At 60.8% G+C, this 13,749-nt stretch carries 10 protein-coding genes and 3 pseudogenes; 6 read left to right on the top strand and 7 right to left on the bottom strand.

Annotated elements, in window-relative coordinates; all coding sequences use genetic code 11:
• A pseudogene (locus tag L9Z73_RS31490) lies at positions 1 to 126 on the bottom strand (hypothetical protein); the annotation flags it as partial.
• Between L9Z73_RS31490 and L9Z73_RS14655 the strand changes: the two are divergent.
• Positions 113 to 1,342, top strand: a pseudogene (locus L9Z73_RS14655) (acetyl-CoA hydrolase/transferase C-terminal domain-containing protein); the annotation flags it as partial. The pseudogenes L9Z73_RS31490 and L9Z73_RS14655 overlap by 14 nt on opposite strands.
• A gap of 52 nt (positions 1,343 to 1,394) precedes the next feature.
• Here L9Z73_RS14655 and L9Z73_RS14650 read toward each other — a convergent pair.
• From L9Z73_RS14650 to L9Z73_RS14640, 3 genes are all read right to left on the bottom strand, one after another.
• On the bottom strand, positions 1,395 to 3,134 hold the full coding sequence (locus tag L9Z73_RS14650) for a dipeptidase (protein WP_247402118.1): 1,740 nt from the start codon (positions 3,132 to 3,134) through the stop codon (positions 1,395 to 1,397).
• Positions 3,135 to 3,392: 258 nt separating this feature from the next.
• Positions 3,393 to 5,132, bottom strand: coding sequence for a dipeptidase (locus tag L9Z73_RS14645; RefSeq protein WP_247402115.1), 1,740 nt, complete (start codon positions 5,130 to 5,132; stop codon positions 3,393 to 3,395).
• Positions 5,133 to 5,347: 215 nt separating this feature from the next.
• Positions 5,348 to 5,974, bottom strand: coding sequence for an alanyl-tRNA editing protein (locus tag L9Z73_RS14640; protein ID WP_247402112.1), 627 nt, complete (start codon positions 5,972 to 5,974; stop codon positions 5,348 to 5,350).
• Between the two features lie 89 nt (positions 5,975 to 6,063).
• Here L9Z73_RS14640 and L9Z73_RS14635 point away from each other — a divergent pair, with 89 nt between their 5' ends.
• Positions 6,064 to 6,996, top strand: a complete 933-nt coding sequence (locus L9Z73_RS14635; protein WP_247402110.1) for a LysR family transcriptional regulator — start codon at positions 6,064 to 6,066, stop codon at positions 6,994 to 6,996.
• A gap of 36 nt (positions 6,997 to 7,032) precedes the next feature.
• Here L9Z73_RS14635 and L9Z73_RS14630 read toward each other — a convergent pair whose 3' ends face one another.
• The gene (locus L9Z73_RS14630) at positions 7,033 to 7,440 is read right to left on the bottom strand and encodes a PA2817 family protein (protein WP_017846829.1); all 408 of its coding nucleotides are present in this window, start codon (positions 7,438 to 7,440) and stop codon (positions 7,033 to 7,035) included.
• Positions 7,441 to 7,514: 74 nt separating this feature from the next.
• Positions 7,515 to 9,962 (bottom strand): acyl-CoA dehydrogenase, encoded by a 2,448-nt coding sequence (locus tag L9Z73_RS14625; RefSeq protein WP_247402108.1) that lies wholly within the window; start codon positions 9,960 to 9,962, stop codon positions 7,515 to 7,517.
• 202 nt (positions 9,963 to 10,164) lie between these two features.
• On the opposite strand from L9Z73_RS14625, the gene L9Z73_RS14620 reads away from it, so the two are divergent.
• The 4 genes from L9Z73_RS14620 (at position 10,165) to L9Z73_RS14605 (ending at position 13,341) form a co-directional block, all read left to right on the top strand.
• The gene (locus L9Z73_RS14620) at positions 10,165 to 10,824 is read left to right on the top strand and encodes a transglutaminase-like domain-containing protein (RefSeq protein ID WP_247402105.1); all 660 of its coding nucleotides are present in this window, start codon (positions 10,165 to 10,167) and stop codon (positions 10,822 to 10,824) included.
• 56 nt (positions 10,825 to 10,880) lie between these two features.
• Positions 10,881 to 11,498, top strand: a complete 618-nt coding sequence (locus tag L9Z73_RS14615; protein ID WP_247402102.1) for a glutathione S-transferase family protein — start codon at positions 10,881 to 10,883, stop codon at positions 11,496 to 11,498.
• 134 nt (positions 11,499 to 11,632) lie between these two features.
• Positions 11,633 to 12,565: an ABC transporter ATP-binding protein gene (locus tag L9Z73_RS14610; protein WP_247402100.1), complete on the top strand. Its 933-nt coding sequence runs from the start codon at positions 11,633 to 11,635 to the stop codon at positions 12,563 to 12,565.
• The gene (locus L9Z73_RS14605; protein WP_247402097.1) at positions 12,562 to 13,341 is read left to right on the top strand and encodes an ABC transporter permease; all 780 of its coding nucleotides are present in this window, start codon (positions 12,562 to 12,564) and stop codon (positions 13,339 to 13,341) included. The genes L9Z73_RS14610 and L9Z73_RS14605 overlap by 4 nt, the downstream gene beginning before the upstream one ends.
• 132 nt (positions 13,342 to 13,473) lie before the next feature.
• Here L9Z73_RS14605 and L9Z73_RS14600 read toward each other — a convergent pair.
• Positions 13,474 to 13,749: pseudogene (locus L9Z73_RS14600) on the bottom strand (TetR family transcriptional regulator); the annotation flags it as partial.

Here is a 13,749-nt window from a genome sequence, read left to right as displayed (position 1 = left end):
GTCGGTCGGGGCCTGGAAGAAGTAGTTGAAGCCGATGTCATACAGGGTTGCGCGGGAAGCGAAGCTGGAGATGTGACCGCCCAGGGCAGAATCTTTCAAGTTCGTGCGCATTACCATCGCCATGGCGATCAACGAAGGCCGCGTAGTGTTTATCGACCAGCACCTGAGCGAAGTGGTCGAACAACTGCGTGACGGCAGCCTGCCGACTCCGGATGTCGCGGTGATTGAAGCGGTGGCGATCACCGAACAGGGCCATATCGTGCCGACGTCTTCGGTTGGCAACTCGGCCAGTTTCGCCCAGATGGCGCGGCAGGTCATCGTTGAGCTGAACCTGGCCAGCAGCCCTTATTTTGAAGGGATGCACGATATTTATCAGCCCCACGGGCGCCCTGGCCGGGGGCCGATTCCGGTCATGAGCGCGGATGATCGCATCGGCACCCAGGCCATTGCGATTGACCCTGCCAAGATCGTCGCCATCGTGCTCTGCGATACGCCGGAATCTGCGATTCCCATGCTGCCGCCCGATCATGAGACCCAGGCGATTGCCGATCATCTGGTGGCTTTTTTCGAGCAGGAAGTGGAGCACAAACGCTTGGGCAGAAGCCTGGCGCCGTTGCAAGTCGGCGTCGGCTCCATTGCCAACGCCGTCATGTGCGGGCTGATCGATGCGCCATTCACCGACCTAGTGCAGTACTCGGAGGTGTTGCAGGATTCGACCTTTGAATTGCTCGACGCGGGCAAGCTGAAGTTTGCCTCCGGCTGTTCGATTACCCTGTCCGGCCCCTGTGGCGAGCGGGTGTTCGGCAACCTGGAAAAATACGCCGACCGCCTGGTGCTGCGACCCCAGGAAATCTCCAATCACCCGGAAGTGATTCGACGGTTAGGCGTGATTGCCATCAACACCGCGCTGGAATTCGACCTGTACGGGAACGTCAATTCCACTCACGTCTGTGGCACGCAGATCATGAATGGCATCGGTGGCTCGGGAGACTTCGCCCGTAACGCGCTGCTGTCGATTTTCGTGACCAAGTCGATCGCCAAGGACGGTGCGATTTCCCGCGTGGTGCCGATGGTCAGCCATGTCGACCACACCGAGCATGACGTCGATATCCTGGTGACGGAACAAGGGCTGGCGGACCTGCGTGGCCTGGCGCCCAAAGAACGGGCCGAGTTGATCATCAACCACTGCGTGCACCCGGACTATCGTGAGGCGTTGAGCAGCTACTTCAAGGCCGCGTGCGCCAAGGGTGGGCATACGCCGCATGTCTTGAGCAAGGCCTTGAGCTGGCACATCAATCTGCAGGAAACCGGTTCGATGCAGGCGGCCGCCGTCGGCGTCTAGGCTGGGTTTGCACTTGAAACAAGCCCGCCATTGCGGCGGGCTCCTGCCGCACTCAGAGCTTCGGTAGCTGACCGACTCGGCCCATCATTTCGGTGACGATCTGCAGGTCGAGGAGGAACTGCTCGACCGTCTTGAACTCATGGTGGGTGTGGCCGGTGTACTTGCCCTCGAGTCTGGCCAGGCCGAACTGCACGCCATTGGGCAGGTCATGCACCGAGGTTGCGCCAGCAGAGGCGCCGAACTTGCGTTCCATGCCGAGGTTTTCACTGGCTACGTCCAACATAGCCTTGAGCCATTCGCCCTTAGGGTCACGGTGCATCGGTTCGGTGACCAAGTAGTCGAAGGCCACCGCAACGCCGCTTTTCTCGCTCCAGGCCGCCAGCTTGTCAGCCATTTCGGCTTTGAGTGCGTCTGCAGACTTACCCTTAGGTAGACGCAGATTGACCGTCAGCGTGAAGGTATTTTCATCCATTCCGATAAAGGTCAGTGACGTGGTCAGCGGCCCCATGAACTCATCGGAAAAGCCGATGCCCAGTTGCCCTCCCAGGTAATCCAGCCCCCAGTTGTCGGCGGCGTAACGCGCAGCGTCGGTAATGTGGTTGTACTTGAGCGCGATTTTTCCGTCCAGGCTATGGATGAAGCCCAGCAGCCTGGCAACGGGGTTTACAGCCGACTCGGGTTCGGAGGAGTGTGCGGACACGCCGGTAACGGTGAGCTTGACGTCCCTGCCGATGACCTCGGCAGTCACGTCGAAGTTGCCACCCTTGCGCCTGGCATAGTCGCTACCGGCCTTTTGCAAGCTGGCGGCCAATTCAGCGGGGTGCTCAGCCACCAGCATGGCGACCGACGTCAGCGGAATCTGATTCGCTGCGAGGCCTCCGGTCATCGAGATGATTTCGGCGCCCTTGCCCTGTGCATCGCGCCGGGCAAAGGTTGCCGTGACGGTGCCATAGCCTTTCTCGGCAATCACCACCGGATAACCGCCATCCAGTGCCACGTTGTAGTGGGGCGTTGGGTTGCGTTCGCGGTAGTAGGCGATCGCATCGCCAGCGATTTCCTCGGTGGTATCGACCAGCAGCTTGAAGTTTCTGGCCAACGGTAGTCGCTCCTCCTGGATGACCTTCATTGCGTAGAGCGCCACCACGATGCCGTTCTTGTCATCCTCGGTGCCGCGGCCATACAAGCGGTTGCCGACTTGGGTGACTGTGAACGGGTCGAGTCGGGTGCCGTCTTCCAGCACCCAGTTCTGCGGGTTGGCAGGTACCACGTCGGCATGCGCGTGAATGCCCACCACTTCATCGCCAGCGCCGTTGAGGGTGATCTCATACACGCGGTTGTCGATGTTGCGAAAGGCCAGGTTGAATGCCTCGGCCAGGCCCTTGAGTGTGTTGCCGAGCTTGATGAATTCGGGATTGTCGTGCTGGGCAACGCCTTCGACCCGGAAGGTCGGGATGGCCACCAGTTCGCGCAGGGTTTCGATGGCCGCGTCGCCGTACTTCAATCGGGTATAGAGGCCAAGCAGGCGATAAATCTGGTTTTTCTGCTCGATGGAAAGCTCATCGTTGTCCAGAAAACCGCTGATTGCCGGGCCGAGTTCTCTGCTCATGGGCTGGCTGCTCACGCGTAGCCGTCTGAGGAACTCACGGAAGTCCGTGAACGATGTCTCACTGAAACTCGCGAGGATGGCCGAGCTCTGTGGCGGGGAAATAGTGGCATGCGCGGGCAGGGCGAATGTTGCAAGGCTGGTGACTACCAGAGTGGCGGTGAGCAGGCGGGTAAGTGATGGGTTCATTATTGTCACACTCCTATCTTCGTAGGCGGTTGGTGATTGCCCGTCGAAGCTAACACTGCGAGGTATGGGGAGAGGTGTTCAGAAGTAGGCTCTATCGCCAATAAACGCGGAGGCTGTGCAGAATCCGATGTTTCCTACGCATGCCTTCCCATGCCTTCCAATGTAAAAAAGCCGCTCGGTTGTGAGCGGCGTTTTTGTGGGTGTCGGGCCAGGCGATCAGCGTGATGGGCCGGCCATTGCGGCGGGCTCCTGCCGCACTCAGAGCTTGGGTAGCTGACCGACTCGGCCCATCATTTCGGTGACGATCTGCAGGTCCAGGAGAAACTGCTCGACCGTCTTGAACTCATTGTCGGTGTGCCCGGTGTACTTCACTTCCGGGCGTGCCAGGCCGAATTGCACGCCGTTGGGCAGTTCATGCACGGAGGTAGCGCCGGCCGAACTGCCGAACGCGTGTTTCATGCCCAGGTTTTCTGTGGACACCGCCAACAAGGCTTTGACCCACTCACCTTCCGGGTTGCGGTACATCGGTTCGGCGACCGAGTAGGCGAAGTTCACGTTGACCTTGGTTTTCTTGTCCCAGGCGCTGAGCTTGTCGGCAATTTGCGCTTTGAGTTTCTCCGGCGATTTACCCTTGGGTACGCGCAGGTTCACCGCCAGCTTGAAGGTTTTGTCGTCCAGGTCGACGAACGTCAGCGAGGTGGTCAGCGGCCCCATGAAGTCATCGGCGAAGCCCACGCCCAATTTGCCGCCCAGGTAATCCAGGCCCCAGTTGTCGGCGGCATAACGCGCCGCGTCGGTGATGTGGTTGTGCTTGAGGGCGATCTTGCCGTCGACGCTGTGGATCAGATCCAGCATGCGCGCGACCGGGTTCACGCCGGATTCCGGTTCGGACGAGTGCGCGGAGACCCCGGTGACCGTCAACTGCACCTCTTTGCCGACCACCTTGGCGCTCACCTCGAAGTCAGCGCCATTGCGCTGGGCGTATTGCGCACCGGCCTCTTGCAGGCTGGCGGCCAACTCGGCGGGTTTGTCGCTGAGCAACGTGGCGACCGACGCCGAGGGAATCTGGTTGGTCGCTTTGCCGCCGGTCATGGCGATGATTTCCGCGCCTTTGCCTTCACCTTTGCGGCGCGGGAAAGTGGCCATGACCGTGCCGTAGCCTTTTTCGGCAATGACTACCGGGTAGCCGCCATCCAGCGCCAGGTTGTACGGCGGCGTCGGGTTGCGTTCGAAGTAATAGGGGATCGCGTCGCCGGAAGTTTCCTCAGTGGTGTCCACCAGCAGCTTGAACGTGCGCGCCAGCGGCAGCTTCTCTTCCTTGATCACCTTCATGGCGTACATCGCCACCACGATGCCATTTTTGTCGTCTTCAGTCCCACGGCCATACATGCGGTCGCCGATCAGCGTGACCTTGAACGGATCGAGCCGGGTGCCGTCTTTCAATACCCAGTTTTCCGGCGTCACCGGCACCACATCCGCATGCGCGTGGATGCCCACCACTTCATCGCCGCTGCCTTCCAGGGAGATTTCGTACACGCGGTTGTCGATGTTGCGGAAGTTCAGGTTGAAGTCTTTCGCCAGGCCCTGGAGCTTGTCGGCGATCTTGAGGAATTGCGGGTTTTTGTACTGCGGCAAGCCGTCGACGTTGAACGTCGGAATTTCCACCAGTTCGCGCAGAGTCTCGGTGGCGGCCTTGGCATATTTCACCCGCGCATAAATGCCCAGCAGGCGATTGATTTCGTTCTGTTGCTCGGCGCTCAGGGTTTTGTGCCCGAGAAAGGCGCTGATCGCCGGGCCGACATCGCTGGTTTTACCCAGCTCGCCCTGGGCCAGGGTGCCGAGGAAACTGTTGAAGTCAGTCACCGAGGTTTCGCTGAAGCCCTTGAGAATCGCCGTGCTCTGCTGTGGGGTGATGTTGGCGAAAGCGGGGCTGACGAAGGTCGAGAGGCTCGCGGCGAACACGCTGGCGGCAGCCAATTGCTTGAGTGGAAAGTACATGGCGGGACGCATTCCTTTGCTGGTAGTGAGTAGGAAGTTTCTGATCGTTAGGTCAGAAATATTTCCACACACTACCATCACCTTGCTTGAGAGTGGCAGACCTTGGTGTAGGAAATTTCTTGGTCAAGCTGCCCAGTTGGCGAGAACCGTCCACATGGGTTTGTGGTGGGTGTTCAGTCACGTTTAGGTCAAGGGCGCGCCGGGGAGAGCGCGGTTTAATCCAGGCTATAACGCACCGACAGCGTGCCCTTTTTCTCCGACAGGGCCAGGATCGTCACCTGGCCCAATTCGCCTAACGCCTGCACGTGCGTGCCACCACAGGCATACGCGGGCAATTCACCGAAGCCGACTTCGCGGGTGCCGTCTTCCAGGCGCATCTGGCGCGGGTAGTCGGCGGCGATCCATTGGTTGATCTGCTGTTGAATCGCGTCGGCGTCCATCGCGTGTGCGCTTTCGCCGCGGATAAAGGTGATCTTGCCTTCGCCAGGCCAGTGGTGGGCCTTGATCGGCATCCAGCCCAAGGCCTCGCCAGCGTTGCCGATCAGATGCCCGGCGGAATGCAGGCGGGTGTGCAAGGCGCGGCGCTGTGCATCGACTCGTGCGTTGACCGGGCCCGGTTCTACGGGTTGGTCGAGGTAATGCACCACGCGCTCCGCCTCTTGGGTGACCCGCAGCACCCGGCTGTCGCCCAGCCAGCCGGTGTCAAATGGCTGGCCGCCGCCCTGGGGGTGGAAAATCGTCGACTGCAGCGTGACCGCAAACTGCTCTTCGTGGGCGGTGCAGCTCAGCACTTCAAGCTCGGCGGTCAGGTGGTCGTGGGTGAAAAACAGGCGCTCGGTCATCGTCTACATCCGCATCAAGGTTCTGCGGGCAGTATAAATAGTGCGCCGATGGGTGATAATCCGTTCAATTATCAATGGACCTGTGCGTGATGAGCATCAATCTTCCTTTGCCGCTGCTGGGTGAAATGGCGATCTTCGTCAAAGTGGTGGAAGCCGGCAGTTTTTCTGCAGCAGCGCGACAACTGAGCGTTTCGCCTTCGGCGGTGAGCCGCAGCATCTCGCGTCTCGAACAGGCGTTGGCCACGCGCTTGCTGCAACGCACCACGCGCAAGCTGCGTTTGAGCGAGGGCGGCGAAGAGGTGTTCAAGCGTTGCCAGGAGATGGTCAACGCGGCGCGTTCGGTGATGGAAATCAGCGGTCAGTTCACCCACGAGGCCGAGGGCCTGGTGCGGGTCAGCGTGCCCAAGGCGGTGGGGCGGTTCGTGGTGCATCCGCATATGCCGGAGTTTCTGCGGCGCTATCCCAAGGTCGATGTGCAACTGATCCTTGAGGATCGGCAGGTGGACCTGATCGATGACAATGTCGACCTGAGCATCCGGATTACCGACAGCCCGCCGCCGGGCCTGGTGGGGCGGCAATTACTGCCCATCGAACACGTGGTGTGTGCGACGCCGCAGTACCTGGCCGAGCATGGCACTCCGAGTCACCCCCATGACTTGCTCGCGCACAGCTGCATCTACCTGGGCGAAACCCCGGGAGACTCACGCTGGAAGTTTCGCCGGGCGGGCAAGGCGGTTACCGTGGGCGTGCGTGGGCGTTATGCGGCGAACCACACCGGCGTGCGCCTGGATGCGGTGTTGCAGCATGTGGGGATTGGCAGCTTGCCGTATTTCACGGCGCGGCATGCGTTGGATGAGGGGCGCTTGGTGCAGGTGTTGCCCGAGTGGGATTTTATTGCGTCCTACCATGGCGAGGCGTGGTTGCTGCATTCGCCGACGCGTTACCTGCCGCCGAAGGTGCGGGTGTTCATTGATTATCTGGTGGCGTGCATGGCTACGGAGCCGACGTTGCGTCGGCGGTAGTGTGGGAGGGGGCAAGCCCCCTCCCACATTGAATGATCAGTGCTTGCTCTGGTCCTGCGGCATGGCCAGCAGCTGCTTTTCCTGGTTCCAGTCGAACGGTTCGTCGTTCTGTTCGGCTTCAAAGCGACGCTCTTCCAGGGCCTGGTACAGGTCCAGTTCTTCGTCGGGCATGAAGTGCAGGCAATCGCCGCCGAAGAACCACAGCAGGTCGCGCGGCACCAGGTGGGCGATTTGCGGGTAGCGCAGGATGACTTGGCTCATCATGTCCTGGCCCAGGTACTGGCTCTCGATCGGATCGATCGGCAGCAGGGCGCGCAGTTCATCGAAACGTTCCAGGAACAGCAGGTGGCTTTCCTCGGGCACCTGTTCGGCTTCGCCGACGGCAACCAGGATGCTGCGCAGGTGGTCGAGCAAGACGAGATGATCGGCAACGACGTTGGACACGAGATAAGTCCTCAAAGCAAAAACGGGCGCGAGAGTATATAGCTCAAGCGCCCGTAATTATATGGCCTGGGGGATCAGCGGACTTTACCCGCTGCCTGGGTCAGCTCTTCCTTGCTGAAATCATCCACGTCGATCACCTTGCGCCTTGCCGCTTCGGCCTCACGCAGGCTTTGCGCTTCGGCCGGTTGCAGTACGCCTGCGTGCAGTGCGGCGTCGATCGCATGTTCGCCGGCAGCCGGTTTGACCTGGCCGCTTTTGAGGGCAACGTGCAGTTTTTTCTGCAGCGGATGGCTGGCGCCGAGCAAGTCGTAGGCATGTTGCAGCGCACCCACCGGGTCCTCCAGCGCTTGCGGGCGGTAGCAGCCTGCGAGCATTTCTTCCAGGGTCGGGTCGCCTTTGGCACGGCCCATAACGGCGGCCACTTCGGCATCCAGCGCATCGGACGGCCCGGTATGGCGACGCCCGAACGGAAACACGATGACTCGCAGCAAGCAGCCGAGCAGCTTGTTCGGGAAGTTGCTGAGCAGTTCATCCAGCGCGCGTTCCGATTCTCCCAGGCTTTCTTCCATGGCCCAGGCGAACAACGGTTCCAGGTGATCCGGCGAATCCAGGTCGTGATAACGCTTGAGCGCCGCCGATGCCAGGTACATATGGCTCAGCACATCGCCCAGGCGTGCCGACAGGCGTTCGCGGCGTTTCAACTCGCCGCCGAGCAGCATCATGCTCAGGTCGGCGAGCAGGGCGAACGCGGCAGCCTGGCGGTTCAACGCGCGGAAGTAAGCCTGGCTCAAGCGGTTGCCCGGGGCTTTTTCGAAGCGGCCGACACCCAGGTTGAGCACCAGGGTGCTGGCGGCGTTGCTCACGGCAAAACCGATGTGCTGCATCAGCAGGCTGTCGAATTCCTTGAGCGCCTGGTCGTGGTCTTCGCGACCGGCCAGGGCCATTTCCTTGAGCACGAAGGGGTGGCAACGGATCGCACCCTGGCCAAAGATCATCAGGTTGCGCGAGAGGATATTCGCGCCCTCCACGGTGATGAAAATCGGCGCGCCTTGCCAGCTACGGCCCAGGTAGTTGTTCGGGCCCATGATGATGCCCTTGCCGCCGTGGACATCCATGGCGTGGCTGATGCACTCGCGGCCGCGCTCGGTCAGGTGGTATTTGAGGATCGCCGACAGCACCGACGGCTTTTCGCCGAGGTCGACGGCGTTGGCCGTGAGCATGCGCGCGCTGTCCATCAGCCAGGCGTTGCCGCCGATGCGGGCGAGGGCTTCCTGAATACCTTCGAAGGCCGCCAGCGGGACGTTGAACTGCTCACGCACCTGGGCGTATTGGCCGGTCACCAGGCTGGTGAACTTGGCCGCGCCGGTGCCGACCGCCGGCAGGGAAATCGAGCGGCCGACCGATAGGCAGTTCATCAACATCATCCAGCCCTTGCCGAGCATGTCCTGGCCACCGATCAGGTAGTCCAGGGGGATGAACACGTCTTTGCCGGAGTTTGGCCCGTTCATGAACGCGGCGCCGAGCGGCAGGTGGCGACGGCCGATGTGGACGCCGGGGGTGTCGGTGGGGATCAGCGCGAGGCTGATGCCCAGGTCTTCTTCTTCGCCCAGCAAGTGGTCCGGGTCATGTGCCTTGAACGCCAGGCCGAGCAAGGTCGCGACCGGGCCCAGGGTGATGTAGCGTTTTTCCCAGTTCAGGCGCAGGCCGAGGGTTTCCTTGCCTTGCCATTCACCTTTGCAGATCACCCCGGTGTCGGGCATGGCGCCGGCGTCGGAACCGGCCAGTGGGCCAGTCAGGGCGAAGCACGGAATATCGTCGCCACGGGCCAGGCGCGGCAGGTAGTGGTTGCGTTGTTCATCGGTGCCGTAATGCAGCAGCAGCTCGGCGGGGCCGAGGGAGTTGGGGACCATCACGGTGGACGCCAGGTCACCGCTGCGCGTCGCGAGTTTCATCGCCACTTGGGAGTGGGCATAGGCGGAGAAGCCCTTGCCGCCATACTCCTTGGGAATGATCAGCGCGAAGAAACCGTGGGTCTTGATGTGTTCCCAGGCGGCGGGCGGCAGGTCCATGGCCTGGCCGATTTCCCAGTCGCTGACCATCGCGCACAGTTCTTCGGTAGGACCGTCGATAAACGCCTGTTCTTCTTCGGTCAAACGTACCTTGGGATAGGCCAGCAACGTGTCCCAATCGGGGCGGCCGCTGAACAGCTCGCCGTCCCACCAGACGGTGCCGGCGTCGATGGCATCGCGCTCGGTCTCGGACATTGGCGGCAAGACCTTCTGAAACCAACTGAACAGCGGTTTGGTGAAGTATTGGCGGCGCAGGTCGGGCAGCAGCAGGGGCGCGGCCACGATCGCAATCAACACCCAGAAGATCAGCAGCAGCCAACCCGGTGCGTGGCTCCAGGCGCCCATCGCCAGCAGGTAAACGGCGACCACGCCCAGGGCGGGCAGGGGCGCGGTGCGCCGGTGTGCCAAATAGGCAATGCCGACCACCAGAACCAATATCCACAACAACAACATATTCAATCCTCCATGAAACCAGGGGCGAAACCACCAAAGAGCTTAGTCGGCATCCGAGAAAGCGCGGTGATCAGGGTGTGACGCGTTGCACTGGGAGCACCTTGGGATCACCGATCACCAGGCGCCGGCATTTGGCCGAATCGTCGTTATCTCTGTGGCAGACCTGTCGTTAGACTTAAGGCTTCCCCCGGAGATCAAACGCATGGAAACCTACCTGAATCCCAGCCGCTTCATCGATAGTGACCACCCAGCGGTGGTGGAGTTCGCCGAAAAACATCGCGGTTCCAGCGCGGATTCAGGTGACCAGGCAGTCAGTCTTTATTACGCCGTGCGTGAGGCGGTGCGCTACAACCCCTACACCTTCAGCCGCGACCCCAACACCCTGAACGCCAGCTTCGCCCTGGCTGCCGGCCAGAGCTACTGCGTGCCCAAGGCCACCTTGCTCGCTGCGTGTGCGCGGCACTGCGGCATTGCGGCGCGCATCGGTTTGGCGGATGTGCGCAATCACCTGTCGACGCCGCGCCTGATCGCATTGCTCAAAAGCGATGTGTTCGCCATGCACGGTTATACCGAGCTGTACCTGAACGGTCGCTGGGTCAAAGCCACGCCGGCGTTCAACCAGCAATTGTGCGAACTGTTCGATGTGCCGCCGCTGGCGTTCGATGGGATCAACGACAGTGTGTTCCACGCGTTCAATCGCCAGGGCCAGCGCTCGATGGAGTACGTGGTGGACCATGGGCAATTTGCGGACGTGCCCGAAGATTTCTTCTTTGCCCACCTGGAGAAATGTTACCCGCACCTGTTTGGCGAGCAGATGCCGAGCGTGCTGGGTGATATGCAGGGCGATTTAAGCCGCCCATGAACCGGCGTATGCTGCTGCGTTCATCAAGCCATGTTCATCAATAATAAGGCGCGGTCATGCTGAAGATCTGGGGGCGTAAAAATTCATCGAACGTCAGGAAAGTCCTGTGGTGCGCCGAGGAACTCGGCCTGGACTATGAGGCCATCGATGCGGGCGGCGCTTTTGGTGTGGTCGACACGCCGCAATACCGCGCATTGAACCCCAATGGTCGGGTGCCGATGATCGAAGACGGCGACTTCGTGCTGTGGGAATCCAACACCATCGTGCGTTACCTCTGCGCCAAGCAGGCGTCGAACTGGTACCCGAGCGATGTAAAGGCGCGGGCCAGCGCCGAAAAATGGATGGACTGGACCACCTCGACCCTCGCCGAGCCGTTCAAGGCGGTGTTCTGGGGCATGGTGCGCACCCCGGTGGAAAAGCGTAATTGGGACACCATCAACGCCGGGCGCCAGGCCTGCATCGATGCACTCGGCACCGTGGAGAAGGCGCTCGCCGAACAGCCCTACCTGTCGGGCGACGAGATCGGCATGGGCGATATTCCCTTGGGCAGCTTTATTTACGCCTGGTTTGAAATGCCCATCGAACGGCCTGCGATGCCCCACCTAGAGGCCTGGTACCAGCGCCTGCAACAGCGGCCGGCTTACCGCAAAACGGTGATGACCGCGTTGACCTGATACTGACTATTAATACAGGTGACTGTACTTGTGCGGCGCGGGCAAGCACCATGCTTGTCTTGCGCCGCCGTTGAACGACGTGCGGTGTAGCCTCATCTATTGTTTCTATTCCCTTCTTTGGTGCGTATTCCGATATGAGTTCCGCTCTGTCCATCCGGCAGCTAACCAAAACCTACGGCAACGGTTTCCAGGCCCTGAGTGGTATCGATCTGGACGTTGCCGAAGGTGATTTTTTCGCCTTGCTCGGCCCCAACGGCGCCGGCAAATCCACGACCATCGGCATTCTCTCGACCCTGGTCAACAAGACCAGCGGCACGGTGAATATCTTCGGGCATGACCTGGACAAATCCCCGGCGGCGCTCAAGCGTTGCATCGGTGTGGTGCCCCAGGAATTCAACTTCAACCAGTTCGAAAAGACCTTCGACATCATCGTGACGCAAGCCGGCTACTACGGCATCCCGGCGAAAATCGCCAAGGAACGCGCCGAGCAGTACCTGACCCAACTGGGCCTGTGGGACAAGCGCGACGTGCCTTCGCGTTCGCTCTCCGGCGGCATGAAGCGACGCTTGATGATCGCCCGCGCGCTGGTTCACGAACCGCGCCTGCTGATCCTCGATGAGCCGACCGCCGGGGTGGATATCGAACTGCGTCGCTCGATGTGGACTTTTCTCACCGAGCTGAATGAGAAAGGCATCACCATCATCCTCACCACCCACTACCTGGAAGAGGCTGAGCAGCTGTGCCGCAACATCGGCATCATCGACCACGGCACCATTGTCCAGAACACCAGCATGCGCAACCTGCTGGGCCAGTTGCATGTGGAAACCTTCCTGCTCGACCTGAAGAACGAACGGTCGGCGCCGCCGCAGTTGCTCGGCTATCCGTGCCGCCTGGTGGACAGCCGCACCCTGGAAGTCCAGGTGGATAAAGCCATGGGGATCACCGCGCTGTTCGGCCAGTTGGCCACACAGGACATCGAAGTGCTGAGCCTGCGTAACAAAACCAATCGCCTTGAGGAGTTGTTCGTGTCCCTGGTGGAAAAAAACCTGGCGAAGGTGGCGGTATGAGTTCTGAACTGCAACCCAACCTCATCGCGCTGCAAACCATCGTCTACCGCGAAGTGAAACGCTTTACCCGGATCTGGCCGCAGACCCTGCTGCCGCCGGCGATCACCATGGTCCTGTACTTCGTGATCTTCGGTAACCTGATCGGTCGGCAGATCGGTGACATGGGCGGTTTCACCTACATGGAGTACATCGTGCCGGGCCTGATCATGATGTCGGTGATCACCAACTCCTACGGCAACGTGGTCTCGAGTTTCTTCGGCAGCAAGTTCCAGCGCTCCATTGAAGAACTGATGGTCTCGCCGGTCTCGCCGCACACCATTCTGATCGGCTACACCCTGGGCGGCGTGCTGCGTGGCTTGATGGTCGGCGTGATCGTGACCTTGTTGTCGCTGTTCTTCACCCAGCTGCAAGTGCATCACCTTGGTATTACGCTGGTGGTGGTGGTGCTGACGGCGACGATTTTCTCGTTGCTGGGCTTCATCAACGCGGTGTTTGCGCGCAACTTCGATGACATCTCGATCATCCCGACTTTCGTGCTGACGCCACTGACCTACCTGGGCGGGGTGTTCTACTCCATCACCTTGCTGCCGCCGTTCTGGCAGACCGTATCGCTGGCCAACCCGGTGCTGCACATGGTCAATGCCTTCCGCTACGGCATCCTGGGTGTGTCGGATATCCGGATCAGCGTGGCGATCACCTTCATGGTCGTGGCCACGGCGGTGTTGTACATCGGTTGTACGCGGTTGCTGGTAAGCGGGCGCGGGATGCGCACGTAACGCCGGATTGCATGCGAAAAAAATGTGGGAGCGGGCTTGCTCGCGATAGCAGTGGATCAGTCAGCGATACAGTGACTGACCTCGCGCAATCGTGAGCAAGCCCGCTCCCACATTGGGTTCTGAGTGCAGTTTTTACCCCTGCAGCGCCAACTCGATCAGTGCGTGCAGCTCTTCCACCGCCAGCGGCGCGGTGGAGAACAGAATGCGAAACACCGTCGGCGCCGCCAGCAGGTTGACCAGGCGGTCCACGCTCGGCGGTGGCGGCGTGGTGTTTGGGTAGCGCTCGACAATCGCTTGAAGCTGCCCGCTCAGGATGCTCACGCAATACCCCGGTGTCTGGCTGCATTGCACGTCGCGCATCATGTTGCGCCCCGGCTCCGAGCTCATCTCATCCAGGTATTGCTCGGC

This window comes from Pseudomonas emilianonis, assembly GCF_023072625.1.
GTDB classification, from domain to species: domain Bacteria; phylum Pseudomonadota; class Gammaproteobacteria; order Pseudomonadales; family Pseudomonadaceae; genus Aquipseudomonas; species Aquipseudomonas paraveronii.
The sequence above is the reverse complement of the archived record's forward strand: the minus strand, read 5'-3'. Positions and strand labels throughout refer to the sequence as shown.